17 protein-coding genes are annotated in these 26,044 nt (G+C 70.5%); 7 read left to right on the forward strand and 10 right to left on the reverse strand.

Features of this window, described 5'->3' with window-relative positions; translation table 11 throughout:
* Nucleotides 1–22: 22 nt before the first annotated feature.
* The 6 genes from AB0J69_RS37865 to AB0J69_RS37890 all read right to left on the reverse strand — a co-directional run bounded on the left by AB0J69_RS37865 (nucleotide 23) and on the right by AB0J69_RS37890 (nucleotide 8,536).
* Entirely contained in the window at nucleotides 23–847 is an 825-nt protein-coding gene (locus tag AB0J69_RS37865; protein WP_364127766.1) for a hypothetical protein, read from the reverse strand.
* An 84-nt stretch (nucleotides 848–931) separates the two neighbouring features.
* A complete protein-coding gene (locus AB0J69_RS37870) occupies nucleotides 932–2,059 on the reverse strand; it encodes a hypothetical protein (RefSeq protein ID WP_364127768.1) in 1,128 nt (375 codons plus the stop codon).
* A 104-nt stretch (nucleotides 2,060–2,163) separates the two neighbouring features.
* Complete coding sequence (locus tag AB0J69_RS37875; protein ID WP_364127771.1) at nucleotides 2,164–5,475, reverse strand: hypothetical protein; 3,312 nt, start codon at nucleotides 5,473–5,475, stop codon at nucleotides 2,164–2,166.
* A 35-nt stretch (nucleotides 5,476–5,510) separates the two neighbouring features.
* Complete coding sequence (locus AB0J69_RS37880; protein WP_364127773.1) at nucleotides 5,511–7,043, reverse strand: hypothetical protein; 1,533 nt, start codon at nucleotides 7,041–7,043, stop codon at nucleotides 5,511–5,513.
* Between the two features lie 94 nt (nucleotides 7,044–7,137).
* Nucleotides 7,138–7,545 (reverse strand): VOC family protein, encoded by a 408-nt coding sequence (locus AB0J69_RS37885; protein WP_364127776.1) that lies wholly within the window; start codon nucleotides 7,543–7,545, stop codon nucleotides 7,138–7,140.
* 37 nt (nucleotides 7,546–7,582) lie between these two features.
* A complete protein-coding gene (locus AB0J69_RS37890; protein WP_364127778.1) occupies nucleotides 7,583–8,536 on the reverse strand; it encodes an NADP-dependent oxidoreductase in 954 nt (317 codons plus the stop codon).
* Between the two features lie 49 nt (nucleotides 8,537–8,585).
* Here AB0J69_RS37890 and AB0J69_RS37895 point away from each other — a divergent pair, with 49 nt between their 5' ends.
* The gene (locus tag AB0J69_RS37895) at nucleotides 8,586–9,215 is read left to right on the forward strand and encodes a helix-turn-helix domain-containing protein (protein WP_364127781.1); all 630 of its coding nucleotides are present in this window, start codon (nucleotides 8,586–8,588) and stop codon (nucleotides 9,213–9,215) included.
* 235 nt (nucleotides 9,216–9,450) lie between these two features.
* Here AB0J69_RS37895 and AB0J69_RS37900 read toward each other — a convergent pair whose 3' ends face one another.
* Nucleotides 9,451–10,332 (reverse strand): LysR substrate-binding domain-containing protein, encoded by an 882-nt coding sequence (locus AB0J69_RS37900; RefSeq protein ID WP_364127784.1) that lies wholly within the window; start codon nucleotides 10,330–10,332, stop codon nucleotides 9,451–9,453.
* Here AB0J69_RS37900 and AB0J69_RS37905 point away from each other — a divergent pair.
* On the forward strand, nucleotides 10,289–11,002 hold the full coding sequence (locus AB0J69_RS37905) for an alpha/beta hydrolase (protein ID WP_364127787.1): 714 nt from the start codon (nucleotides 10,289–10,291) through the stop codon (nucleotides 11,000–11,002). The two genes, AB0J69_RS37900 and AB0J69_RS37905, sit on opposite strands and share 44 nt — an antisense overlap.
* A 377-nt stretch (nucleotides 11,003–11,379) precedes the next feature.
* Nucleotides 11,380–13,989 carry an FxsB family cyclophane-forming radical SAM/SPASM peptide maturase gene (locus AB0J69_RS37910; protein ID WP_364127790.1) on the forward strand — a complete coding sequence of 870 codons (2,610 nt, stop codon included), beginning with the start codon at nucleotides 11,380–11,382 and terminating at the stop codon, nucleotides 13,987–13,989.
* Between the two features lie 19 nt (nucleotides 13,990–14,008).
* Here AB0J69_RS37910 and fxsT read toward each other — a convergent pair whose 3' ends face one another.
* Complete coding sequence (gene fxsT, locus AB0J69_RS37915) at nucleotides 14,009–16,555, reverse strand: FxSxx-COOH system tetratricopeptide repeat protein (protein ID WP_364127793.1); 2,547 nt, start codon at nucleotides 16,553–16,555, stop codon at nucleotides 14,009–14,011.
* A 280-nt stretch (nucleotides 16,556–16,835) separates the two neighbouring features.
* Between fxsT and AB0J69_RS37920 the strand changes: the two genes are divergently transcribed.
* Entirely contained in the window at nucleotides 16,836–17,024 is a 189-nt protein-coding gene (locus AB0J69_RS37920) for an FXSXX-COOH protein (protein ID WP_364127795.1), read from the forward strand.
* A gap of 52 nt (nucleotides 17,025–17,076) precedes the next feature.
* Here AB0J69_RS37920 and AB0J69_RS37925 read toward each other — a convergent pair whose 3' ends face one another.
* Nucleotides 17,077–19,026, reverse strand: a complete 1,950-nt coding sequence (locus AB0J69_RS37925; RefSeq protein WP_364127798.1) for a hypothetical protein — start codon at nucleotides 19,024–19,026, stop codon at nucleotides 17,077–17,079.
* Between the two features lie 305 nt (nucleotides 19,027–19,331).
* On the opposite strand from AB0J69_RS37925, the gene AB0J69_RS37930 reads away from it, so the two are divergent.
* Together AB0J69_RS37930 and AB0J69_RS37935 are read left to right on the forward strand one after the other, a co-directional pair.
* A complete protein-coding gene (locus AB0J69_RS37930) occupies nucleotides 19,332–21,449 on the forward strand; it encodes a P-loop NTPase fold protein (RefSeq protein ID WP_364127801.1) in 2,118 nt (705 codons plus the stop codon).
* A gap of 203 nt (nucleotides 21,450–21,652) precedes the next feature.
* Nucleotides 21,653–23,299: an FG-GAP-like repeat-containing protein gene (locus AB0J69_RS37935; protein WP_364127804.1), complete on the forward strand. Its 1,647-nt coding sequence runs from the start codon at nucleotides 21,653–21,655 to the stop codon at nucleotides 23,297–23,299.
* A gap of 87 nt (nucleotides 23,300–23,386) precedes the next feature.
* Here the strand turns inward: AB0J69_RS37935 and AB0J69_RS37940 are convergent, their stop codons facing one another.
* Nucleotides 23,387–24,550 carry an acyl-CoA dehydrogenase family protein gene (locus AB0J69_RS37940; protein WP_364127806.1) on the reverse strand — a complete coding sequence of 388 codons (1,164 nt, stop codon included), beginning with the start codon at nucleotides 24,548–24,550 and terminating at the stop codon, nucleotides 23,387–23,389.
* A gap of 125 nt (nucleotides 24,551–24,675) precedes the next feature.
* On the opposite strand from AB0J69_RS37940, the gene AB0J69_RS37945 reads away from it, so the two are divergent.
* Entirely contained in the window at nucleotides 24,676–25,989 is a 1,314-nt protein-coding gene (locus AB0J69_RS37945) for a UDP-glucose/GDP-mannose dehydrogenase family protein (RefSeq protein WP_364127809.1), read from the forward strand.
* The last annotated feature ends 55 nt before the right edge of the window (nucleotides 25,990–26,044 follow it).

Raw genomic sequence — 26,044 nt, forward strand, 5'->3', positions numbered from 1 at the left:
CGCCGCACCCACCCGCCCGCCCCTACTGCCAGATCGCGGTGTACTTACCGTTCTCGGCGTTGACCTGCACCGGCCGGAGCCCCTTGGCCTTGAGGTCGTCGAACCTCTTCTGGTAGCCGGAGGAGGTCATGTCCACGTAGTGGGCCCAGGACTTGAGCCCGTCCTTGCGCCACACCGCCGTGTACGTGCCGTCGGGCGCCACGGCCACCTTGACCGGCCGGTACCCCTTGTCCTTGCGGGCGTAGAACTCGGCCTCGTGCTGCTGCCTGCTCTTGCCGTAGGTGTAGTACCAGGCGCCGCCGGTGTTGGCGCTCCACACGCCGACGTACCGGATGTCGCCCGGGGTGCCGTACGCGTCGACGGAGGTCAGCGCCAGCCCCTTGGCGGTGGCCTCCTTGTTGACGGCGGCGAAGCGGTCGGGCGTCAGGCCCGACCTGGCGAGGAAGGCGCCGCTCTTCTTCTCGAAGACGGCCGTGAACACCGGCGAGTCGGCCGGTCCGGTGGCGGAGACCGAGATCGGCTGGGCCCCCTCCTTCACCCCGGCGTCGAACCGCTTCTGGAAGCCGCCGGCTGACATGCCCTGCCAGATGCCCCACTCGGTGGACGAGCCGTCCTTGACCCACACGGCCGCGTACCGCTCGCCGTCGGAAACGTTTACCGTGATCGGCCGGTAACCCTGGTCCTTCAGCCGGCTCACCCGCTCGACGCTCTGCTCGGCGCTCACACCGTGGTAGGCGACCCACGCCGGCGCCGCCTGCGCACCGGCCGCCGGCGCCACCCCCGCCACCGGGGCGGCGACCCCGGCCAGCACGGACGCGGTGATCGCGATCTTCGTTGAGGTCCGCATGACCCTCCCATGCAGGATTCTTTACGCGTTCCAGGTAAGGGACGACCATAACAGCCATTACTGGCCAGCCTCTGGCGGGCGGATTCAGCCGATGCGCTCGAAGGGGGTCGGCGACTGGCCGGTCCAGCGGTAGAGCTGCGCGTGCCCGGTGTGCTTGGAGACGCCGTCCTCGGTGACCTTGCCGGCCTTGGCCACGTAGTAGCGGCCCCCGCCCAGCGAGATCAGGCCGTACTCGCCCGTGAACTGCCACCCCCGCACGCCCGTGGCGTCGTCCTGGAGGCCGCCCGGCGCCAGCGTGAGGAGCTTGCCGCGCTCGGCCTGGGGCTGGCCGGCGATCTCGCCCGTCCTGGGCCGCGCGCCGCCATCCACCATGAAGAAGGTGTAGTTGGGGAACTGCGGCTTGGCGCCCTTGTACACGGCCATCATCCAGTTGCCGGTGTGCTCGTCGTACTCGAGGTTCTGCACGCCGTACGTGGTGTTGCCGGTGTAGGCGAAGTACTTGCCGTCCACCCGCTCGGGGCCGCTCTTGTGCGGGGCGCTCTCGGTGAGCGGCTGCTCGTACTTCTTCCACTGCTGGATGTCGTACTGGAGGAGGACCTGGTGGTCGTTGTCCTGGCGGCCCACGTTCGAGTAGACGCCGTAGGCCACCGTGAGCCTCTGCCTGCCGTGCTTCCTGCCGAACTCGGGGCCGAAGGAGACGCCGTCGATGCCGCTGCAGCCGTAGCGGTGGTCGGGGGTGTCGGCGACGTTGCCGTCGAACTTGCCGTCCCCGTTCATGTCCGCGGTGTAGTCGGCCACGACCTCCTTGAGGTAGACCGTCCTCATCACGTCGGCGGGGTTCATGTCCGGGCCGGTGATGCGGTCCACGTCGAAGATCGCGATGTAGAACGACTCCTGCTCCTTGTACTCCAGCGACCCGTACACGCGGCCGTCCTGGGGGTTGAGATCCAGGTCGCCGAGGTGACCCGTGAAACCGGCCACCGAGCCGACGAGCGTGCCCTGCAGGTCGGTCTTGACGAGGAGGTTGGTGAAGGAGAAGTACATGAACCCCTTGCGCCGGTCGATGGCCATGCCCTGGACGTGGCCGGCCGTCCAGGCGCCGCCGTAGATCTCCGCCGGGAGCCCTCCTGGACGGTCGGCGGCCGTGGCCGGGGCGGTCAGGAGGGCGAGGGTGGAGGTGGCGGCCAGGGTGAGCGTCAGGACCTTGCGCATGTAACCGTCCTTCGGTAGTCAGTGATCACTCCGAAACGAGACGGTATCCCCGCTTTGCGGAGATGTCTGACAAATTCCTGAACTGTCGGTTAAGCGGCGCCGAACTACTCCTCCGCCGTCCTGACCCGCAGGGCCTGGTGTGCGGCCTCGGGGAAGCCACTCGCTCGGACGCCCCGCAGCAGCTCCCGCCACGGCGCCGCCCACCCCGACCGGGGGCCGCAGGTCGCCGCCAGTGCCGTGGCGAGCAGCGCCCCCACCTGCCCCTCGGCGGCCAGCCACGCGGCGTGCGGCAGCACCAGCTCGGCCGGTACGTGCTCGGCCGACTCCCCGAGCGCCTCGCCGGTCTCGACGGCCGCCAGCACTCCCGGGACCGTCCGCACCAGCCGCTCCAGGACGTCGCGGGGAGCGTCGTCCCAGTCGACGGTCGCGGCCAGGAGCTCGGCCACCAGGTCCGGCGGGAGCTCGCCCGCCACCTCCCGCACGACCGCCCCAATCGGCTCGCGTTCCACCCGGCGCCACAGGCGCAGGTACGTCACGACGGCCGCGAGCCGCTGGTAGGCCGGGCGGTCGCGGTCGGGACCGGCGTCGGGCTCGCCGGGCGCGGCGGCGAGCGTGCGCACGGCCTCCCGCAGCTCCCCCAGCCCGACCCCGGAACACGCCCCGCTCACCAGCCCGCGCGTCGCCTGCCGCCAGTCCGCGGTCTCGCCGAGGTCGCAGACGATCTCGGCCAGCCGCTCCACGGCGCCCGGCGCGTAGGCGATCCAGCGGGGCAGCGTCTGGACCGCGGGCAGCCGGGTGCGCAGGTCGGACGAGCGGGAGGCGGTGACGACCAGTTCCCCGTACGCTTCCCGCCACCGCTCCGGCACCGCCAGGGGCTGCGTGCCGAGCACGGGACCCAGCAGCTCCGCCGCCTCCGTCCCCCGGTCGACCGCCACCGCGGCGCGGAGCACCTCCCAGGCCCCCGGTTCGGCGAGCAGGCCCAGCACCGCCGACACGATCGCCACCCGGACGTCCTTGTGCTGCCCGTCGGCGTCCCACAGCTCCCGCAGCACCCGCATCGCGTCGGGCGCGCGGTGCCGGGCGAGCAGCCGGACCGCCTCCTTGCGGGCGGTGACCTTGCCGCCGGCCAGCACCGGTGCCAGGGCCGCGGCCAGCTCGGCGGGCCGCACGAAACGCGCCGCCCGCGTCGCCGCGTACACCGCCACGTGCGCGTCGTCCCCGCCCGCGTGCGCGAGCAGGTCGGCCAGCACCTCCTGCGGGCGCGCCGTCCACGGCAGCGCGGTCAGCGCCGCCCGCCGCAGCGGAGCCTCCCCCGAGTCCAGGTACGGCCGCAGCCGCGCGGCCTCGATCGCGGGCACCTCGCCCAACCGCCGCACGGCCTGCTCACGCTCGTGCATGGGCACCCGGCCGTCGTTCGCCACCCGCTCCATCAGCCGCCGGTACGCCTCGCGCTGCCGCGCCGTCCACCGCTGGACGGCCTGGCGCGGGGCGGACCGCACCTGCCGCACACCGCTGCCGGCGAACCGCCCCACCGGGTTCCGCCGGCCCAGCGCGGCCTCCAGCAGGTCGGTACGCTGCCACACCAGCACGTCGAACACCGGCCCGAGCACCACCACGGACGGATCCGCGGCCAGTAGCGCCGCCACCCGCTCGCCCCTGGTCCGCGGCGGCTCCAGCCACAGGCCGATCGCCCGGGCCGCGACCGTCTGGCTGGTGGCGTGCACCGCGCGTTCGAGCGCCCGCTGCAGCTCCGGCAGGTCATGCCCGCGCCGGCCGAGCGCCGCGGCGAGCAGGAAGGCCAGCTCGTGCCGGTCGCGGTCGGCCCCCGCCGCCAGGAACGGAGCCAGCCTGCGCACCAGCACGGCCTCCTGGCCGCGCCTGAGCACGCGCGTCAGTTCCCCGAGCGAGACCGTTCCCACGTGACCGGCCAGCCGCTCGGAGACGCGCAGGGCGTAGTCGAGCAGGGCCGCGTCGTCCTGCCGCGCGCCCTGCTCGAAGACCTGGGCGGCCAGGCGGGCCAGGGCCAGCCGCGTCGGATGGGAGCAGTCGCGGGCGGCGAGCGCGTCCTCGACCAGCCGGTCCAGGAACGGCACGTGAGCGGCCAGGAAGAGCTGGGACGGGAGCTGCCCCAGCGACTGGGCGGCGGCGAGGCGGACCGGGTCCTGCTCGTTGCGCAGCCGGCCCAGAGCGTCGGCCAGGCGGGTGACGATCTCGGGGTCGCGGCCGCGGCCGGCGCAGGCGACCAGGTGGACGTAGCCGTTGGCCCGGTCGAGCCCATCGGACCGGCGGGTCGCCGCCCGCAGGACGGGCTCCGCCTCGTCGTACGGGAGGAAGGCGGTGATCTCCAGGCTGCGGTACGGATCCTCGGCGATGGCCCGCAGGTCCAGCATGCGGCGGGCCTCCGCGACCCGGCGGCGCAGCGGCAGGACGTTCAGCAGGTCCTCGGAGAGCAGCGCCTGGGAGAGGTCGACGCCTTCCATCGTCGCGGTGAACACGGCGTCCCGGCGGCTGGGCGGCACCGACCGCAGGAGGTCGATCAGCGCGTCCTCGTCGTCGCGCACCGCCCGGCCCAGCTCGGCCAGCCGGGCGTCCGGGAGCGCGGCCAGCCGATCGCGTACCGGCCGCCGCCTGAGCAGCCCGGCGAGCTCCGGCCGCCGCCCCGGGGCCAGGTAGAGGGCCAGCGTACGCACCGGGTCGGCGTCCAGCAGCCGCCCGGCGCAGCGCCAGCTCCGGCCCGCCCAGTGGCGCTCCAGCAGCTCGATCACCCGCTCGGGCGCGTGTTCGGCGGCGGCCTCGATCCCGGGGCCGAGCGCGAACCACCACGCCCGCCGCAGCTGGCGCGGCAGCTCGGGCAGCACCGACCCGGCGTGGTCGAGCACGGTGAGCGGGTGCCGCCTGGCCAGGGCGCCCCAGTTCGGCACCGCGTGGGCGAGGCCGGCCAGCCGGGCCGCGACCACCTCCGCCGGGCACATCACCAGCAGGCCCGCGGCCTCGCGGTCGCCCCACCGCCCGCGTACCTCGTCGATCAGCAGCTCGGCCAGGTCGCTGCGGCCGTTGCGCCTGATGGCCCGGTAGACGGCCATGCGGTGGGTGGCGGGGGCGGTGCGGGCGATCTCCAGGACGGCGTCGCCGGGGGCGCCCAGCCTGACGGCGTGGCTGATCGCGTACCGGGATATGTCCATGTCCGGGTCGGTCATCGCACGGGTGACGTGCGCGACCTCCCGCGCCATCGCGGCCAGCCGCACGCCGAGGAAGCGCTCGTACGGGCCGTGCCCGGCCAGCCCGTCCAGGAGCGCGCGCAGGGCTTCCGGCCGGCCGGAAAGATCCCGCGCGTGCTCGGCCAGGCGGCGGCACCGCTGCCCGTGGGACAGCGGCTCCACCTCATTGAGCAGTTCATCTGCGGAAATGTCAGGCATGGCCGCCTCGCCTCCGTTCGTCATCGTGCGTCTGGTCATCGTCGGGTGCCGGCGAGGAAGGCGCGCATGTCCCCGCGCAGCTCCTCGTCCGGCTCCACCTCGTACGCCGCGCGCACCCACGCGACGGCCTCCCCCGGCACGTCCGGCCACGCCTCCAGCACGCGCACCGCGCTCCGCCGGAGCCTGATCACCCTGTTGCGCAACGCCACCCGGAGCAGGGACAGCCCCGTGCCCGGACTCGACACCAGCTTCTCGACCACCGGCTCCAGCGCGTGCTCGTGACCGTCCCCGAAGACCCGATCCCCGGGCCCGTTGGCCAGGCTCTCCATCGGCAGCAGCTCCTCGGCCAGCTCGACCAGCACGGTCGGCTCGGCCAGGCGGGTCGCCTCGTACCAGGCGAAACTGTCGCAGGGGTCGGCCCGCAGCCGGGCCATGACCTGCGGGAGCACCGGCAGGCCCAGCCTGGTCGCGCAGTGCAGCGCGGAGCCGAAATCCTCCGCCGCCGGGTCCGCCACACCGGCCAGCGCCAGCTCGGACCAGCGCCGCTGCCCGACGACCTCCTCGTAACGCCGGCGCAGCGCGGCCAGGTCGCCGTCGCGCCAGCCGTACCCGTCCGAGGGCGGCCGGCGCAGGCCCTCCAGGATGGTCAGCAGGCCGCTGAGACGGCGCAGCGTGGCGGCGCGGGTCTCGGCGAGGCCGGCGTAGCGGTCCAGGGCGGGCACGGCGTCGTCGTAGGCGCTGATCCCGGAGACGGGGCCGCCCTCGCCCGTGACGAGCGCGGCCAGGATGCCGCCCGCGCCGTCCACCAGCGCCTCGTCCGGCTCGGGGTCGAGGAGCGCGGAGTAGAGGTCGCCGGTGGTGGCGGCGAGCGGGGCCAGGTAGGCGTTCATGATGTCGTTGCGGAAGCCCTCCCGCAGCAGCCAGGCCCTGATCTCCGGGTCGTCGCAGCCGTCGAGCCGCTCGACGGCGTGGATGCGGCCCCAGCCCGTCACCCGCCTGGCCAGCTCGTACACGGCTCGCTGCCGGTCCGGCTGGGTGCGCAGGAGGGCGACGGCGGCGTACAGGGTGAACTCCTCCAGCGTCCCGAGCAGGAGCAGCAGCTCCCGGTCCGGCTCGCCGCCGCAGGCGCCGACGAGCACGATGCCGATCTTGGTGGCCTCGCGGTGGGTGCCGTGCTCGGCCAGCCACCGGCCCGCCTCGTAGGCCCTGCTCACGGGCACCTTCCGGCTTGCCAGCTCGCGTATGAGGTCGTCGCAGATCGCCAGCGCGGAGCCCTGCGACAGCCGCTCGTGCAACGCGGCGAACGGCGCACCGGACTGCAGCAGGCCGGCGACCTCGGTGACGGCGTCCGCCGGCTCCGACTGGGCGGAGAGGTGGTGGGTCCTGATGCCGTCCATGACGGTGGTGGAGATGTACGGCCTGCCGTCGTCCGGGCGAGAGGGCTCGTCCGGCAGCTCCTGGGCATGCTGCGGCCAGGGGCCGGGGCCGTACAGGGAGGACATGGAGATCGCGTGTGCCAGGAAGGTGAGCCGGTCGTCGCCGCTCAGCTTCCTCGTGCCGGGGTTCACCGGCTGGGGCGGTGGCCGCCCTTCCCATAGATCATGGGCGCCATGATGCCGCAGTCGTCCGGGTTCGCGCCAGCCGTTTCCGGAGCGGCCCAGGTCATCGCGCCGCGACCAGTTCCACCTCGAACCCGTCCGCGTCCTCCAGGTAGGCGGCATAGTGCCGCTCCCCGCCCGCGTAGGGGTGCCGTTCGGGGAACATCAACGTCCACCCGTACGCCGCCGCCCGCTCGGCGAGGGCGTCGACCCTCTCCCGGCTCTCCACGTGGAAGGCCAGGTGGTTCAGCCCCGGCCGGAGGCGATCGTGCCGATCGGCGCTGAGCGCGGGCGACTGCTCGAACACCAGGTACGTAGCCCCCAACCGCCAGCTACGGCCACCCTCCCAGTCCTGGTGAAGGGTGTAACCGAGCGCTTCGAGCAACCACTGCCACCCGACCAGGGCCCGCCGCAGGTCGGGGACCCAGATCTCGACATGGTGCAACGAACCGGAGGCGGGCTCATCCGTCATGGTGGGACTCTACGGCCGGCCGCTGACGTGCGGTCACTCAGCCCACCAGAACGATCTTCCCGCGGGCGTGGCGGGTTTCGCTCAGCTCGTGCGCGGCCGCGGCCTCGGCGAGCGGGAACGCCGCCGCGACCGGCACCCGCAGCCGCCCCTCGCCGGCCAGCCTGACCGCGATCGCCAGGCCATGGAAGGCCAGCGGATCGGCGTGAGCCCCCACGGCCGCGTCCGTCTCGTCGGCCGGCGCGCCGTGCGACATGTGCACGCCGTGGGCCGCCGCGGTGAGGTCAGGGGCGATCGTCACCACGCGCGCCGGGTCCCCGGCGATGGCCACCAGATCGGCCGCCGCCCCTCCGGCGCAGTCGAACACGGCGTCCACCCCGCCCGGCGCCAGCGCTCGGACCCGTTCGACGAGCCCCGCCCCGTACGTCGTCGGCTCGGCGCCGAGGGAGCGCAGGAAGTCGTGGTTGTGCGCACTCGCCGTACCGATGACGGTGGCACCGCGGGCGACGGCCATCTGGACGGCGACGGCGCCCACCCCGCCGGCCGCCCCCTGGATGAGCACGGTGTGCCCGGCGCCGACCTCGAGCCGGTCGAGGACCCGGGTGGCCGTCTCGACGCTGCCCGCGGCGCCGCCCGCCTCCTCCCAGCTCCATACCTCCGGCTTGGGCGCCCAGGCGCCCAGGACCGCGAAGTCGGCGTTGGCGCCGCGCGCGGCCATGGTGGTCATGCCGAACACCTCGTCGCCGATGCCCACGCCCGTGACGCCGTCGCCGACCTCGTCCACCACACCCGCGGCGTCGAACCCGGTCCGGTACGGGAACGTCGTGGGCACCACGTCGCGCAGCGCCCCCGACCGGATCGCCACCTCCCCGGGCGAGAGCCCGGAGGCCCGTACGGCGATGCGGATCTCACCCGGTCCGGCGTGCGGCTCCGCCACCTCGGCGACGTGCACGACGCCGGGCGGGCCGTACTCGACGATCTGAACTGCTCTCATGCGGCCGACCGTAACGGGACGCCCCGTCCGTTTGGCTAAAGTGAGAGCGGTGACGGCCGAAGTGATAACGGGTCTCCGCTCGGACGCCCGCGACAACCGCGCGCGCATCCTCGCGGTCGCTCGCGCGGCCTTCGCCGCCGAGGGCCTCGACGTGCCGATCCGGGAGATCGCCCGGCGCGCCGACGTCGGCGTCGCGACCGTCTACAGGCACTTCCAGACCAAGGAGGCCCTGCTGACCGAGGCCTTCTCCGAGCAGCTGGCCTTCTGCTCGGAGGTCGTGGCGGAGGGCCTGGCGGCGGACGACCCGTGGCGCGGGTTCTGCCTGGTGATCGAGAAGCTCATGGAGATGCACGCCCTCGACCGGGGCTTCGCCCGCGCGTTCACCTCCCGCCTCCCCAAGGCGGTCGACTTCACCGCCGAACGCGACCGCGCGCTGCGCCTGCTGCTCGAACTGGTGCGGCGCGCGAAGGAGGCGGGCTCCTTGCGGCAGGATTTCGTGCTGGAGGACGTCAGCCTGGCGCTGATGGCGAACGAAGGCATCCGCGCCGAGTCACCCCGGATGAGGGTGGCGGCGTCGCGCCGCTTCGCGGCCCTGATGATCCAGTCGTTCCAGGCCGATCCCGTCCCGGCGCCGCTCCCGCCGCCCGTCAGGCTGCCTCTTCAGTTGGACCAGGTGTAACCGTTGGTGGAAACCTGGCCTCCGGCGGGCGGCTCGTCCACGGCGTGAGCCGGGCTCGCGAGCGCGATACCCGCAGCGACAACTGCCGCGGTGATGAGTATTTTCGCTGCCCAGTTCCTTGAAGCCACGGTTTACCTCCAATTATGAAATCCCAGGTACGGAAGTGATCGTACATATGCCATTACACCTCGACAAGGGCGCAATTTAGGCATATCCCATTACGCGAATTACGGTTTTAGTGAATGCCGGTGAACGGCGGGTGGGGCAGACTCGCCTCGGGCTCGGGGAGCCAGGCGTCACCGGGGGCGGCGAGCCAGTCGTGGGCGGCGGCCAGCCCGTCCACGGCCGCGTGCAGGGCGCGCAGGCCCGGGTGGTCGCCGTCGGCGCGCCAGATCATCATCCAGGGGAACACCGCGACCGGGTCCACGAGCGGCCGCAGGACCGCGCCGGGGATGGCGGGTTGCGTGGTCATGGTGAGAATGGGCGCGTCGCGGTCGCGGATGTGCTGCGCGAGCTCGTCACCACCGCGCACGTGCGGGTGGGCCATGGCGGGGTCGACGCCGAAGGGGGCCGGCAACTGCAGCACCGCGTGCTCCCACCCGGGCGTCGCATGGTCGCCGGCACGGATGCACGGGCTCGTGCCGCGCAGCGACTCCAGGGGTACGGCCCGCAGCCGGGCGAGCGGGTGACGCTCGGGCACCAGCACGGCGATGCGCTCATGGCGTACGGCCCGCTGCCGTACGCCGTCGAGGACGCCCGGGCTGCGGCCGAAGGTGACGTCCAGCCGCCCGTCCAGGAGCAGGGGCGACGCCGCCTCGGTGCCACTGTGGAAGCGGGCGAAGAACTCCACTCCTGGTGCGCGCTCGCGAGCCGCGGCCAGCACCAGCGCAGGGGTGAGGCCGGAGCCGACGACGTCGACGGTCAGCGACCGGGGCTCACCGCGTAACTCCAGCATGGTCGCGTCGTACAGCCCGAGGATCTCCCGCGCCCGCCCCTCGCCCTGGTGATCCCGGCGGCCCTGGCGCTGCTCGTGGCCACCGCCGCACCCGCTCGTCGCGCTCGTCGGCGCCCCGATGGACGCCGATTCCTTCGCCGCGCTGGCCGACCTGCTCGCCACCGACCACACGGTGCTCACCACCGACCCGCGCGGAATCAGGCGCAGCCCGCTCGACGATCCCGCCCAGGACTCCACGCCGGAGCTGCGCGCCGACGACCTGTCCCGCCTGCTGACCCACGTGGACGCCGGAACCGCCACGGTGTTCGGCTCCAGCGGCGGCGCCGTCACCTCCCTCGCCCACGCCCAGAGCCACCCCGAGCAACTGCGCGCCGTCATCGCCCACGAACCCCCGCTGCTCGATCTCCTGGCGGACCGCGACAAGCAGCACGCCAAGACCGACGACCTCATCGCCACCTACCTCGGCGGCGACGCCATCGGCGCCTGGGCGAAGTTCATGGCCCAGGCAGGCATCGCGCTGCCCGAGGGGGCGCTGGAGATGATGTTCGGCGGTGAACGCGACCCGCGGCACGTCGCCGACGAGCGCCACTGGTTCCACGAACTGCAGGGCACCACCCGCTGGCGGCCCGACCTGGACCGGCTGCGCTCGGCGCCCGGCCTCGTGATCGGCATCGGCGAGGAGTCGGCCGGGCAGTTGTGCGACCGCACCTCCCGCGCCCTGGGTCTCGCCCTCGGCCTCGACCCCGTCCCGTTCCCCGGCGTCCACGCGGGCTTCGCCGAAGACCCTGACAGGTTCGCCCCCAGCCTGCGCGCCCTGCTGACCCGGACCTGACCCGCCTTCCGCCGGCGTGTCCGGCACAAGCCCACCGACGGCCCTCTCGCCTTCGTCGCCGGATGCGTCCGGCGGGCTCTGATTCCCTTCCTCTGGGGCATGATCCCGGTAGGCGGCGGCATCGCGGACCTCCCTCGATGCGCTCAGATCTGGAGTCGCGAAGGACAGTCGGCATCCGCCGGGTTATCCGATCGAAACACGATCGCCACCTCGCGGCTGCGTCAATGCGCCTTCGTACACCGGCGAATCGGCGATAAGATCGCGGCGGGTCGCAAGGGTGACATTGGTTGAACGTGAATGCCCTCTATTTATTCAGAAATAGCCGATGAACGGATTTTCGTGCCGTGGTGCTCGAATCTCCTTAGGGGTTGGTGGGCGTGAGTGCGGAGTTCGGAGAGGCCACGCCGCGCCTCGAATGGCCCATGGATCTGGACATCAACGCCCTGCTGGAGAGCGGCTGGCGCCCCACGCCCTTCCAGCAGTTCGTCCTCAAGATTCACAGCAGATGCAATCTCGCCTGCACCTACTGCTACATGTATGAAATGGCCGACCAGGGCTGGCGCCGCCAGCCCCGGCGGATGTCGCAGTCGACGATCGACTCCGTCGCGGCGCGCATCGCCGAGCACGCGCGGCTGAACCGCCTGTCCGAGGTGGACGTGATCCTCCACGGCGGCGAGCCCCTGCTCGCCGGCGCCGGCCACATCCGCTACGCGGTGAACGCCGTACGCTCCGCGGTCGATCCCGGCGTGACGGTGAACGTCCAGGTGCAGACCAACGGGGTGCTCCTCGACTCCGTCTTCCTCGATCTGTTCGACGAGCTCGGCGTCCTGGTCGCGGTCAGCCTCGACGGCGACCGCGAGGCCAACGACCGCCACCGCCGCGGACCGGCGGGGCAGGGCAGCTACGACCGGGTCCACGCCGGGCTGACCAACCTCGCCTCCCCTGCCTTCCGGCACCTGTTCAACGGGCTGCTCTGCACGATCGACCTGCGGAACGACCCCGTCGGCACGTACGAGGCGCTCCTGGCGTACGGTCCGCCGACGATGGACTTCCTGCTGCCGCACGGCACCTGGGAGACCCCTCCACCGGGCCTCCGGCCGGACGGTGCGGACGCTCCGTACGGCGACTGGCTCATCGCCGTCTTCGACCGCTGGTACCACGCGCCGGAGCGCGAGACCCGGCTCCGCCTGTTCGACGAGATCATTCGTCTCGTGCTCGGACGCCCCTCGCGCAGCGAGGCCGTCGGGCTCTCCGCGGTCGCCGTCGTGGTCGTCGAGACCGACGGCGGCATCGAACAGGTGGACAGCCTCAAATCGGCCTACGACGGAGCCACCCGTACGCCGCTGCACGTCGGCGCGCACGCTTTCGACGCGGCCCTCATGCTGCCCTCGATCGCCGCCCGGCAGATCGGCGAGCGCGCGCTGTCACCGGAATGCCAGGCGTGCGAAATCCGGCGTGTCTGCGGCGCGGGGCTCTACCCTCATCGCTATCGCCCGGGCACCGGATTCGCCAATCCCAGCGTTTACTGCCGCGACCTCTTCCGGCTCATCAAACATGTCCAGCACGCGGTGAACGACGACATCGCCGCGGTGCGCGACCGCAGCCGGCGTCGTCGCGCTTCCGCACAGATCACCGATCCGCAGAGAGGCAACTTCACGCCCATGCCGTTGACACCGCATTCCCTGCCGAAAGAGGTGTTCCTCGAACTCGCCGCGGGCGGGGGCGGCCGCGACGCCGTCGAGCGCCTGTGGACGGCGCAGGACAGCAAACGCCTTCTGCTCCTGCGCGGGGTCCGCGACCTCGCCGAAGATGATGCCCCGCGGGTCCGGCACGCCTACGAGTTGCTCGCCGACATCCAGGAGGCCGCACCCGAGGTCGCCAGGGCGGTGCTCCGCTATCCGACCGTCGGCTCCTGGGGGCTGCGGACGCTCCACGCGCTCAGCGGCCGGACACCGCCGGCTCCTTGGGAGATTCCGAGCGCCATGGCGTCGCTGGCGGCGGTCGCGGCGATCCGGTCCGGGCGCAGCGAGACGATCGAGGTGCCCGTGATCGACGGCGCGGTCGTGCTCCCGTCGCTGGGCCGGGCGATCGTCCCCGGCGGAGGCCGGTTCGCCGTCGTGCGTACCGGGGACGGCGAGGCGGAGATCAGCACCGGCGGGGTCACCGTACGCGTCGGGGCGGATTCCTCATGGGAAGGCCTGCGCCGCATCCGCGCCTCGCATCGCGGCGTGGCGGTCGAGCTCGTCGTCGACGACCTCGACCCGGGCCGGATGCCGGGCGCGCGGCGAACCGAGGGCCGGCTGAGCGAGGCGGAGCTGCACCGGTGGGAGTCGACGCTCCAGCCGGCCTGGGAGATCCTCATCGACCGGCACCGCCAGGTCGCCGAGGAGACTAGTGCCGTGGTCACGGTGCTGACACCGCTGATCGGGCCGGAGAACGGCACCTCCAGCGCCACCTCCAAACTGGCCTTCGGCAACATCGGGCTCTCCACGCCGCCCGACCCGCACTCGTTCGCGGTGACCCTGGCGCACGAGTCCCAGCACGCGAAGCTGAGCGGCCTGCTGGATCTCATCCCCCTGACGCAGCCGGACGACGGCAGCCGCTACTACGCGCCGTGGCGTGACGACCCGCGCCCGCTGGGCGGCCTGCTCCAGGGCGCGTACGCGCACATGGGCATCGCGGCGTTCTGGCAGGTGGAACGCCAGGAGCCGCATCCGGCGGACCTGCTGCTCCGCGCGCACACGGAGTTCGCCCAGTGGCGCGACGGCACCGAGGCGGCGATCCGTGCGCTGCGGACCAGTGGCCGGCTCACCGCCGAGGGCGATCTGTTCACCGCCGAGATGGCCGGCACGATGGCCGAGATGTGCGCTGAGGACGTACCGGCCGAGGCCACCCGCCGCGCCCGCGTCTCGATCGGCCGGCACCTGGCCGGCTGGCGCCAACGCAACGGCGAACCACCGGCCGGCCAGTTGCCCTCACTCGCCTGAGGCCCGGAGACCTCGATCCTCAGATCGGCGGCGGGTCGAAGTCGAGGTCCAGGTGCCGTTCCTCGAGGAAGGCGATGGCGTCGGGATGCTCCAGGTTGAGCCTCTGCGCGTACCGGTCACGGGTGTCCTCGCGGAGAGCCGCCGCCTCCTCGAGGGCCTCGGACGTGCCGAGGCGCTTGAGGTCGGCCGCAAGGTTGGCGGCGCAGGCGAGGGACATCGGATGGTTCTGGCTGACGAGCTCCTTCAGCCGGCCATAGGTGTCGCGGCCGCGCTCCACGGCCAGGTCGTACAACCCCAGCGCCGCCAGGTCGCTCGCCAGGTTGGTGGCCACGGTCAGGTAGTAGTGGTGGTTGCGCCCGAGACGCCGCTCGAGTTTCTCCAGCGTCTCCTCGTTCAGCGCGCGGGCCTTCTCCGGGTCCTGGCAAGTGCGGTGCAGCAGCGCCAGGTTGCCCGTGCAGGCCAGGCAGTACGGATGGTCGGCGCCGTAGACGTGCGGATAGCGCTTCACGGTGTCGGCCGCCAGTTCCAGTCCTTCCTGCTCCTGGCCGTTGTTGCGCTGCACGTTGGCCAGGGACATGGCCGCGGCCAGCGTGTCGGGGTGGTCGAGGCCGTACCTTCGGACATAGCGGCCGTGCACGTCGGTGCACATCTCCAGTGCCCTGTCGAGCTCGCCGAGCCTCCGCCAGGCGATGGAGAGATCCTTGGCGGTCCAGAGGTAGGTGGGGTGATCGCCGCCCAGATACTCCAGACCGTAGGCGAGAGCCTCCTCGCCCAGGTCGCTGGCCTCGGCGTAGTCACCGGACAGGCGGACCGCACGTGCGAGCGCGTTCCAGTGGACCAGTACGGTCGCCGCGCCCGCCTGGGCGTCCTGCAGCCCGATGTAGGCGATCTCGTGCAGTTCCCGAGCCCGATGGAAACGACTGGTGAGGCTGTAGTCCAGGGCCAGGTTGTTCTTCGCGCGCAGGGTTCGCTGATCGTCGGGGCCGAAGGCCGCCTCGTGCCGGCGTACCGAGTCCTCGTCATGGCTCAGGGCCGCGGCGAAGTCGCCTCGCGCGCGCAGGTCAGCGCCGATGCCGCTGACCAGGAGCAGCAGCTCGTCGTCGGGTGTGCCCACCCGGCGCATCTTGCCGAGGGTCCGCTGGTTGAGCTCGTAGACCTCGTTGTACTTGCCCAGCTGGCGCAGGATGTTGCCCTGCTCGCGATAGGCCTTGAGCACGTGGGGATCGTCGGGGCCGGAGTCCTTCTCCCACTGGTCGATGAAGAGGTTGACGAACTCCTGGGCGAATCCGTCGCCGGACATGTACAGATAACGAGCCAGGTTCAGCGCGAAGTCGCGGACCTTCAGGTCTCGGCTCTCCTGGACCCGGGCGGGCACGACATGCCCGAGGATGCCGCCGTAACGGCCCCAGTTGACCGACTCTTCGGGATTGCCCAGTTGCAGGCCGGTCAGCAGGCGGTGGACGTCCGCGAGATGCCTGACCTTCTCCTCGGGTTCGAGCTCGTCGCGTACGAGCGCCTGGATCAGCCGGTGCACCTGGATGGTCCGGCTGCTCGGGTCGATGCGCGCCAGGGCGAAGCGGCCCAGCTCGCCCACCGACCGGCTCAGCTTGATCGGATTGGCGAGAAGCTCGTTCAACTGCGGGCTCAGATCGCTGACGCGCTGGCTGAACACATCGCGCGGGATCGGCTCCGGGCCGAAGAAGGCGCAGCAGCGCAGCAGGTCGATGGCCTCCGGGCGCCGCTCGCTCAGCCGGCTGACCGAGAGGTTCCAGGCCGCCGTCATCGAGATCGGGTATTCGGTCGGCTTGCCCTCGTCGAGGAGCTGGCTGGCGTGCTCGTTCAGCAGCTCGATGTACTCGTCGACGGGCATGCCCGTCTCGGCCTGGAGCGCACCGGCCTGCTCCAGCGCCAGGGGAAGGTCTCCCAGCTGGTCGGCGAGCCGGTCGGCGTCCTCGGGAGCTAACGCCCTGCGGACCCGCTTGCTGAGGAACGCGATGCTCTCCGCCCGGGTGAAGACGTCGACCGGGACGGCCTCGACGACGTCCTCCCACCGGTGGTTACGCGAAGTGATCAGGACGTGGCCCGGCCCGTCCGGGATCACGTCCCGGATCTCCTCCGGCTCGTCCGCGTTGTCGAAGATGAGCAGCCAGCGGTTGTACGGCTTGCCGCGCCGCAGCGCGTCCAGCGCGGCGTTGGCCGCGTCCTCGACGCCGATCGCCGCCGCCGACGGGAGGTCGAGATAGGGAGCCAGCGACGCCAGCGACGAGCGGATGAGCACCCGCTGGTCGGCGGAGATCCACCAGACGAGGTCGTACTCGTTGCCGTATCTGTAGGCGTACTCCACCGCCATCTGCGTCTTCCCGACACCGCCCAGACCGTGGAGGGCATGCGGAAGAACCCGCGGGAGGACCACCGTGACCTGCCCGCTGGTCCCGGCGGTCATCCCCGAGCGCAGTTTCTCGAGGAGCACTTCTCTACCGGTGAAGTTCTTGTTCCTGGGCGGAATCTTGCCCCATACCTCGGGCGCCGCTGACCGTCTTACTTCGCTCGGCTGTGTACCGGTCACAGGGCCACCTCCGAATCGTAGACTCCAGTCTCAACGTTGAACAACGCTTCGATACGGTCAATGGCACGCCGGAAACCGACCATGTCATACCCAAGCGCCAACGCAAGAATAAAGAACTCGAGCAAGGCACCTCAGAGTAAACGGATTGATCGGCCAATCATGTATCGTGTCGATAACCTTTCCAAGTATCTTCGCGGCGCCGTCCCCGTACCAGAGGTGTCACCCAGCTTGTATGCTGTCCCGGACACTGGACCGTGATGCATCAGGCTGGGAGTTGGTCATGGAGCAACAGGAGAACGAACTGGCAGGTCAGCTGCCTAACTGTTCCGATCTGTCCCTCCGCGACCTCGACGAACTCGACGGCTCGGCCTTCGCCTACGCGATAAGGAGCCTGATGGCGCCCGATCGGCGGGACACCGAAGCCATCGCCGGATTCAGTAACTCCGTTGGCCATTTCGACCGCGATTAAGACATAACGCTACAATCGGGCAGAAGTCAGCCCCTTTAGCGTTTCCCGTACGTTACTGCCTTCGCACGATTTTCTCCGCCTGCGTTCGATGGTGGCGCGACAGGCGTGGATTCGTCGCCCGGAGGGCCTCGGTGGCGAGTTCCGCGGCAAGGTCCCGATATCCGTGCCTGCGCATGGACCGGGCGAGGTACAGCAGGACCAGGCCATGTGTCCGCCCCTCTTCGCGAAGCTCCTCCACCTCCCTCCGCGAGACGGGGGCATTGCGGCTCGCCGCCAGGATGTACGCCGCGCGGGCCGACAGCGGGGCCGCGATGGCGACACTGTCCAGGTCGTCCAGGGCTTCTTGCCACTTGTCCCAGTCCGCGTAGATCTCTCCGCGAATGCGGCGGGCCTCGGCATGCTCTGGATCCCGCTCCAGCACGGCGTTCAACTCCTTGACCGCCGCCTGATACCGGCTCGTGTGCCAGAGAGCCTGCCCGAGCTCCAGCAAGGTGATCGTCTCACCCGCCGTGATGAGCCGAGCGGCCCGCGCGCTGCCGAGCGCGTTCTCCGTATCCCCCTGGAGGAGGTGGACGCGCGCTATCGCGGCGAACAGGTACGCGACGGCGGGGGACCTGGAGTCCGTCATCGCCTCGATCGCCAGCGCCTTGTCGTAGGCGTGCCGTGCGGCGTCGTGTTCCGCCCGGGAGAAGGCGATGTCGCCCAGGATGATCCAGGCGGAGATATGGATCTGGCCGTGCTCCCTTTCGGTCTTGGCCAGCACCGCTCGCGCGTACTTCGCGGCGAGCTTCAGATTGCCCCCGGACATCGCCTGCTCAGCCTCACGCAGGAGGTCGCCCGCAGTGGGCTCCGGCCACGTCGCCGGTGCCTCTCGGAGCCGCTGGAGCGCGCTCGCCAGTCGCGGATGCTGGAGCTGGAAGCCGTCCCCGCCGGCCAGCCGGCAGAACTTGAGCAGATGCCGGTCCTCCACGGCGCGGACGACGGTGTCCGTGATCTCTTTCGGACGGTCGCTCTGGGCCGCGGGTGCCGCCTCGTGAGGCGACGTCCCCTCGGATGACCTGGTGAAGGTCCGGCGCATCCAGCCGCCGATCTCGCAGGTGGGCAGGCCGTGGTCGCTGGTCAGCGTGAACAGCGTGCGGGAGCAGAACTCGGCCAGCGCTCCGTCCACGTCGTTGAGCACCTTCTCGACGACGACGGACAACGTCCCGCCGCCGCGTACGCCTTCCCAGAGTTCGGCGCACAGCATCTGCAGCAGGACAGGCTCCACGAGCGCGACACCCGACGTGCCGTGCTCGACCGTCAGCGTGTCCACGAGCCGTGCGGGCATGCCGTGGTCGAACTGCAGCTGGGTGCTCAGCAGCGGCCGGGCCAGCGCGTCGATCGCGGACTGCCGGTCCAGCGGCGGCAGCTCGTACTCCGCCGGGGTCTCGCCCAGCGCCCCGCAGAGGCTGCGCGCCTCCTCGATGCAGTCCGGCCGGATCGACAGCAGCAGGTGGACGTCCGGAAAGGCCCGTAGGGCGACTTCCAGTTCCTCGCGGAAGAGACGGTGTTCCGGCTTCGACGCGACAGAACCGCGGATCACCCTCTCGGCGCCGTCGATCGCCACCAGGATCGATGTGCCAGGTGGCGCCTGCCGCCGGAGGAACCCCGAGATCGTCAGGCCGACACAGCGGGCGGGGTCCTCCGTGGGCTGCCACGACGACAGGAGCGCGAAGAGGGTGCGGCCTCGGGCCGTGATCACCGGCGCCGGCAGGGTCCTGCGGTAGCTCGGGTCACCGACGGGCACCACGCGCACCCCGCTGTTGGCCAGGTACGGAGCCACCCCGGCGTGGAGCAGTGACGTCTTTCCGACACCCGAGTCGCCGATCAGCAGGGTCAGCCGATTTCGCTGCCAGAGCTCCGCCACCTCGCGGGTCTCGATGTTGCGGCCGAAGAACCTGGCCTCGTCATCCCTGCCGAACGGGCGGAGGCCGACCCACGGGCCGGCATCGTACGCGGTCACGAAGAGGCTCCTGCCGACACCGCAACCTGTCGCATCATGATCTCCCGTACCCATTGCCGCGGACAAGAACGGATGCCTGGTCGCGCACACATTCTGCCTGCCGCATACGCATGACCGTCCATGCCGGGGCGCCCAATGACGGCGACCTGGCTTGATATCCGGCGTAAGTAATGCCGCAATCATCCAAGAAAGTCTTCTATCATGCTATGTCTAGCGTCAAAAGTCCCTCCCGGATAAAATTCCTGGACGCTAGAAACTGCTTTTTCCTCCTGACCCACAGCTGCATTTTTTGGTGACCTAAATCGGTGCCACAGTTCGCGCCGGCGGGGGTGGTGATGCGCGGCATGGCCGATCGCCTGCGCCCTGCGGAGTTGGCGCAGATCGCACGCGAACTGCTGGAGAACGAGCCCGAACTGAAGTGCGAAACCGAGCTTCACGCGGAAATACTCGACGACGTCCGGCAGCGGGCCGATGAGCTCTCCAATCTGCTGGGTGAGGACATCGCGGCGGTCGGCAAGGCTCGCCGTGCATGGCGTCGGCCCTGGGCCATCGCCGCCCTGGCACTTCTCGTGGCGTCCCTCCTCGTGCTCGGGGCCACTCTCTTGAGCACCGGGATCCCCTTCCGATCGAGAGCGGCCAACGCCGCGTTCTCGATCGGCCTGGTGGCGCTGGGGATGCTCGCCATGGTGAAGCTGTGGAAAACGATCCGGCAGCAGAGCGTGCTCGCTTCCCGAGAGCTCCGGAAAGCCCTGTTGCCCCCGCTGCGCGCTCTGATCCGCCTCGCCATCAGCGAGTTGCAGGGCGAGGAGGTGCGCTGGTCCGGCACGCTGCGCACCTCCCAGGCTCCTGCGCTGGTGGAGCTCAACCTTCAGGACACCATTCCGTCCCGTACGTACGAGCGGCTCCGGGCCTTCATCGGCGAGCACGAGTCCTCGGCGACCGGGCTGGCCGGCGCCCGCGGGTCGGGCAAGACCACCCTGATGCGGCGCCTGCGGCAGGACGAGGCCTTCGACTGCCATGTCGCCCTGGTCAGCGCACCGGTGCAGTACTCCGCCGTGGAGTTCACCCGCCTCATCCACGGCGAACTGGCACAGGTCTGCCTCAATCCCGGCGAGACGAACCTCATCCGCGACCGCATGGCGGCGCCGGCCCTGCGAGTGGTGCTGCGGACGCTCCTCGCGGCAGTGGCGGTGTCCCTCCTGATCACCTTGTGGATCTACGACAAGAACCGTCCCGTGCCGAATCCGGTCAACCTCGGATGGACGGGCATCACGGCCGTCGTGCTGGGCGGCCTGATCATCGGGTTCGTGGTCAGCCGGTGGTGGGCCCTCTTCCAGGGCCAGACGAAACTGATGGTCTCGCCGCAGACGACACGTGAGCTCTGCCTGCAGCAGCTGGAGTTCCTGCGCTGGTCCACGACGGTCGAGCGGAGCGCGACCACCGCGGCGAAGGTCGGCGGATCCGGCTTCGAAGGCGGCAGCAAGCTGTCCCGTACCGAGCGCGAGGTCACCCACGCCGAGTCGGTCCAGGCGCTCCGGCAGTTCATCGACCAGCTGCTCGCGCTCAGCAACAAACCCGTCGTCATCTGCGTGGACGAGCTGGACAAGCTGGCGGATCCGGCCGAGGCCGTCGACGCGATCAACGGCCTCAAGGACCTGTTCCACGTCGCCAAGGCACACTTCGTCCTTTCCGTGTCCACCGACGCCATGCACAGCTTCGCCGCGCGGGGAGTGCCGGTGCGGGATGTGTTCGACTCGGCGTTCGACACCATCATCCCGGTCGGTCCGCTGTCGTTGGAGGAGTCACAGACACTCATCTCGCGGCGGGCGCGCGACTTCTCCAAGGTGTTCGTGCTGTTCTGCTACGCGTGGTCCGGCGGCCACGCGCGCGACCTCATCCGTACCGCACGGTCGTGCGTGGACCTCAAGCGCGAGCTCAAGGACGGGGAGGAGGCCACCATCGCCCTGCTCTCCCGGCGCGTGCTGCGGAACGACCTGTGCGAGGTCGTGGACGCGGCCGTCGAGAAGCTGCGCGGCGAGAGCGACGACCTCGCGAAGGCGATGCTGGACCGGGTCCTGGCGTTCCAGGAGTCGCTCGAGGACGAGCCCGCGAACCTGTACGACCTGGTCGAGGCGAGCGAGTTCCCCCCGGTCACGGGGACGGTGGCCGCGGAGGCCCAGCTGGCGGCCACTCTGGCCCCGTACGCCCGGCTCGCCGCCCTCTGCGAGCGCCTGTTCTCGGGCACGCCCCAGCCGGCGTCATGGCGGACCGAGGCGATGAGCAAGGCGGTCACCGCGCTGGCGGAGGCCCGCTCCTGCCTCGGACGGCACCCGCGAGAGATCGAGCGGAGACTGAAACGCGCCGTCGACGCCTGCGCGGTGGCGGAGGCGGAGGCGGAGGCGGAGGCGCGAACCGACCCTTGAACAGTTCGCTGATCAGGAGGCACGCCTACGACGTGGGTCGGATCCGACTGAGCATAGGAACGGAAGCCGTACCGAGCGCAAGCCGTGTGCCTGCCGCGGAGTCCCGATCGCCGTGCACGGACCGGACATACCCCCGCTATACCGCTGCCTCCTAGCTTTGTCGTTCGAGCACAGGACCCCAGGAAGGGCGAGGCACCCAAGTCATGCGGAGACGGCTCAGCAAGGCACACCGGCGCACCCTCGTGGTGGGAATGAGCGCCGTGCTGGTGGCGGCGATCGCGAACTTCCACGCACCCATGGCGGCGACCGCGAACGTCCAGGGATCCGCGGCGGCCCAGCCGGGAGGGCTGAGCGCGTACGACAAGCTGGTGCTGTCGCACCGACCCGCCTCCTACTGGCGGCTGTCACACCCGTCCTACGGTACGGAGACCGACCGGACCGGCAACGGGTACAAGGGCACCTTCCACAATGTCACCAGCTCGGTCCAGCTTCCCAACCGGGACGGCGCCTCGGTCTTCAACGGATCATCCGGATACTTCGAGGTGCCCAACGCCGACAAGTTCCACATCTCCACGACCGGCAAGTTCACCGTGGAGGCCTGGATCAGGCCGCACACCCTGCAGTTCCCCGACGAGGAGCAGAGCGGGTACGTCTACTTCCTGGGGAAGGGCACGAAGTCGGGCAGCGGCGGCGACCAGGAGTGGGCGGGCCGGATGTACTCCAAGGTGAACGACGAGGACCGCCCCAACCGGATCTCCGGGTACGCCTGGAATCTCGACGGCGGCTTCGGCGCCGGGGCGGGCATCCAGCAGACCGTGCGGGTCAACGAGTGGATCCACATCGCGTTCACCTTCGACACCTCCGAAGGCGAGTACGGCAAGGTGCGGAGCTACCGCAACGGCGTGCTCGTGAGCTCGTCGAACCTGGTCTTCCGCCCCGGTCAGCCTGACGAGGTCATCGTGCGGCCCAAGCCCGGACCGGCCCCCGTCCGGGTCGGGACCCGCAGCAAGGCGTCCTGGTTCAAGGGCGCCATCGGGAAGTTCGCGATCTACAACCATGCGCTCACGAACAAGGAGCTCGCGACGCACTATGCCGCCATGACCGCGGCGAACACGCCGGACTTCAACGCTGACGGCGTGGGCGACATCTTCTCGGCCAAGACCGGATCGCTGCACCTCTGGACCGGCAGGGGTGCCAACAACTTCTGGGGCAGAACCCGCGTCGGAGACGGCTGGGACGGCTTCACCCGGCCGATCGCGGGCGACTTCAACGACGACGGGCGCACCGACCTGGTCGCCGCCGAAAAGAGCACTGGCCTGCTGCACGTCTGGAACGGCGAAGGCGGCAACGAGTTCACCACCCCGGAGAAGGTCGGGCCCGGCTGGACACCGTACGCGGACACGCTGACGTCCGTGGGCGACATCAACCAGGACGGCCACAACGACATCGCGGCCACCCTCAACGGCACCCTCTACGTCTGGAACGGCCAGGGCGGCAACAGGTTCTCCGGCAGGACCACCATCGGCACCGGCTGGAACAACTACACCCGGCCGATCAGCGGCGACTTCAACGGTGACGCCATCGGCGATCTGGCCGCGGTGGAGAAGGCCACCGGCGACCTCTACATCTGGAACGGCGAAGGCGGCAACGAGTTCACCACCAGGACGAGGACCGGGCCCGGCTGGGCACCGTACGCGGACAAGCTGATGTCCCTCGGCGACGTCGATCGGGACGGCCACACCGACATCGCGGCCGTCCACAACGACACGCTCCACCTCTGGAACGGCCGGGGCGGCAACCAGTTCGCAAGCGCGAAGACCGTCGGTCCCGGCTGGGCACCGTACTTCTGACCCGCGCCGCCTGGCCCTTCCGTCCCGACCACGAGACAGCGAACCCCGCCTCTGCCGCCCAGCAGGCGGGGTTTCCGCATGCCAGAGCTACTTGAGAAGTTGGCGGGCCATCACCATGCGCTGGATCTGATTCGTGCCCTCGTAGATCTGGGTGATCTTGGCGTCGCGCATCATGCGCTCCACCGGGAAGTCCTTCGTGTAGCCGTACCCGCCCAGCAGCTGCACCGCGTCCGTCGTGATCTCCATGGCCGCGTCCGAGGCCGCGCACTTCGCCGCGCTCGACAGGAACGTGAGGTCCTTCTGGGGCTCCCCGTGCATCGCCCGCTCCGACTTCGCCGCCGCGTGGTACGTGAGCTGACGCGCCGCCTCGAGCTTCATGGCCATGTCGGCGAGCATGAACTGCACGCCCTGGAAGTCGGCCACCGGCCGGCCGAACTGCTTGCGTTCCTTGACGTAGCCGATCGCGAAGTCCAGCGCTCCCTGGGCGATGCCGAGGGCCTGGGCGGCGATGGTGATGCGGGTGTGGTCCAGGGTGGCCAGGGCCGTCTTGAAGCCGGTGCCGGGCGCGCCGATCATGCGGTCCGCCGGGATGCGGACGTTGTCCAGGATGACCTGGCGGGTGGGCGAGCCCTTGATGCCGAGCTTCTTCTCCTTGGGGCCGAATGAGACGCCCTCGTCCGACTTCTCCACGACGAAGGCGGAGATGCCGCGCGGGCCGGCCGAGGGGTCGGTGACCGCCATCAGCGTGTAGTACTCGGAGACCCCGGCGTTGGTGATCCACATCTTGGTGCCGTTGATCACGTACGAGTCCCCGTCCGCCACCGCCCGCGTCTTCATGGCGGCCGCGTCCGAGCCCGCCTCCGGCTCCGACAGCGCGTACGAGAACATCCCCTCCCCCCGGGCCACCGGCGCCAGGTAGCGGGCCTTGAGCTCCTCCGAGGCCGAGAGCAGCAGCGGCACCGTGCCGAGCTTGTTGACGGCGGGGATCAGGGAAGACGACGCGCAGGCGCGGGCCACCTCCTCGATGACGATCACGGTGGCCAGAGCGTCCGCCCCCGCGCCCCCGTACTGCTCAGGGACGTGCACGGCGTGCAGGTCCGACGCCACGAGCGCCTTGTAGACGTCCCAGGAGAACTCCTCGGTCTCGTCGATCTCGGCGGCGTGCGGCGCGATCTTCTCGTCGGCCAGGGCCCTTACCGTCTCCCTGAGCATGTCGTGCTCTTCGGCGGGTGCGTATAGCGGGAAGCTCATGCATCGAATACTAGGACGTCCGACCATCTTGTTACCAGCCGGTACGGTTTGCGAAGAGGTGCAGGTGGCACGTAGGAGGTAGCGAGGGCCGGTAGCATGCCTGCGCGATCGAAAGGAGCTCACTCGTGCCATATCGCCTCACGGTGATCGGGACCGGATACCTGGGAATCACGCATGCAGCCTGCATGGCCGATCTCGGATTCGACGTCCTGGGCCTCGACATCGACGCTGACAAGATCCGTCGACTGAACGCGGGCGAGCTCCCGATCCACGAACCCGGCCTCGAACCGGTCCTCCGCCGCGGTCTCGACTCCGGCCGGCTCCGCTTCACCACCTCGTACGAGGAGATCGCCGCCTTCGGCGACGTGCACTTCATCTGCGTGGGCACTCCGCAGAAACGCGGCGAGTACGCCGCAGACGTTACTTATATGGACAACGCCCTCGAATCACTCGCCCCGCTCCTCGATCGCGAGTGCCTGGTCGTCGGCAAGTCCACCGTGCCCGTGGGCACCGCGGGGCGGCTGGCCGAGAAGCTGGCCCGGCTCGCTCCCGCCGGCGGGCAGACCGAGCTGGCGTGGAACCCCGAGTTCCTGCGCGAGGGGTTCGCCGTCCAGGACACCCTGAACCCCGATCGCATCGTGCTGGGCGTGCGCAGCGAACGTGCGGAGAAGATGCTGCGCGAGGTGTACGAGCCGCTGGGCGAGATTCCCGTCGTGGTGACCGATTTCGCCACGGCTGAGCTGGTCAAGACGGCCGCCAACGCGTTCCTGGCCACCAAGATCTCCTTCATCAACGCCATGGCCGAGGTCTGCGAGGCCGCGCACGCCGACGTCGAGCTGCTGTCCGAGGCGCTGTCGTACGACGACCGCATCGGCGGCCGCTACCTCAACGCCGGGCTCGGTTTCGGCGGCGGCTGCCTGCCCAAGGACATCAGGGCCTTCATGGCGCGGGCCGGCGAGCTGGGGGCGGACCAGGCGCTGACGTTCCTGCGCGAGGTGGACGCCATCAACATGCGGCGCCGCGCCCGCATGGTGGACCTGGCCAGGGAGCTGGCCGGCGGCTCCTTCCACGGGTGCACCGTGGGCGTGCTGGGAGCCGCGTTCAAGCCGAACTCCGACGACATCCGCGACTCCCCCGCGCTCGACGTCGCCGTGACGATCGGGCACCAGGGCGGACAGGTCACCGTGTACGACCCGATCGCGCTCGACAACGCCCGCAAGGCACATCCCGAGCTCAACTACGGCGAGTCCGCTGTGGAGGCGGTTCGCGGGGCACATGTGGTGTTGCTTCTCACCGAGTGGCAGGAGTTCCTGCAGCTCGACCCGGTGGAGCTGGGTGCGGTGGTCGCCACCCGGCGCATCGTGGACGGCCGCAACGCCCTCAACTCCGAGATGTGGCGCTCGGCCGGCTGGCACTACCGCGCCCTGGGCCGCCCCTAGCCCACCAGCGCCGGGTCCCCGTCTCGCCCCCATCCCCCTTAGCCCCCGGGTCATC

Origin of the sequence: Nonomuraea sp. NPDC049709 (genome assembly GCF_040674815.1) — a bacterium.
GTDB lineage: Bacteria > Actinomycetota > Actinomycetes > Streptosporangiales > Streptosporangiaceae > Nonomuraea.

Excerpts from the sequence above, each read along its gene's own strand:
- AB0J69_RS37940 (WP_364127806.1), bottom strand. The coding sequence starts at position 24,550 with ATGAGCTTCCCGCTATACGCACCCGCCGAAGAGCACGACATGCTCAGG.
- AB0J69_RS37920 (WP_364127795.1), top strand. The coding sequence starts at position 16,836 with ATGGAGCAACAGGAGAACGAACTGGCAGGTCAGCTGCCTAACTGTTCC.
- AB0J69_RS37865 (WP_364127766.1), bottom strand. The coding sequence starts at position 847 with ATGCGGACCTCAACGAAGATCGCGATCACCGCGTCCGTGCTGGCCGGG.
- AB0J69_RS37905 (WP_364127787.1), top strand. The coding sequence starts at position 10,289 with ATGGACGCCGATTCCTTCGCCGCGCTGGCCGACCTGCTCGCCACCGAC.
- AB0J69_RS37890 (WP_364127778.1), bottom strand. The coding sequence starts at position 8,536 with ATGAGAGCAGTTCAGATCGTCGAGTACGGCCCGCCCGGCGTCGTGCAC.
- AB0J69_RS37870 (WP_364127768.1), bottom strand. The coding sequence starts at position 2,059 with ATGCGCAAGGTCCTGACGCTCACCCTGGCCGCCACCTCCACCCTCGCC.
- AB0J69_RS37935 (WP_364127804.1), top strand. The coding sequence starts at position 21,653 with ATGCGGAGACGGCTCAGCAAGGCACACCGGCGCACCCTCGTGGTGGGA.
- AB0J69_RS37875 (WP_364127771.1), bottom strand. The coding sequence starts at position 5,475 with ATGCCTGACATTTCCGCAGATGAACTGCTCAATGAGGTGGAGCCGCTG.
- AB0J69_RS37885 (WP_364127776.1), bottom strand. The coding sequence starts at position 7,545 with ATGACGGATGAGCCCGCCTCCGGTTCGTTGCACCATGTCGAGATCTGG.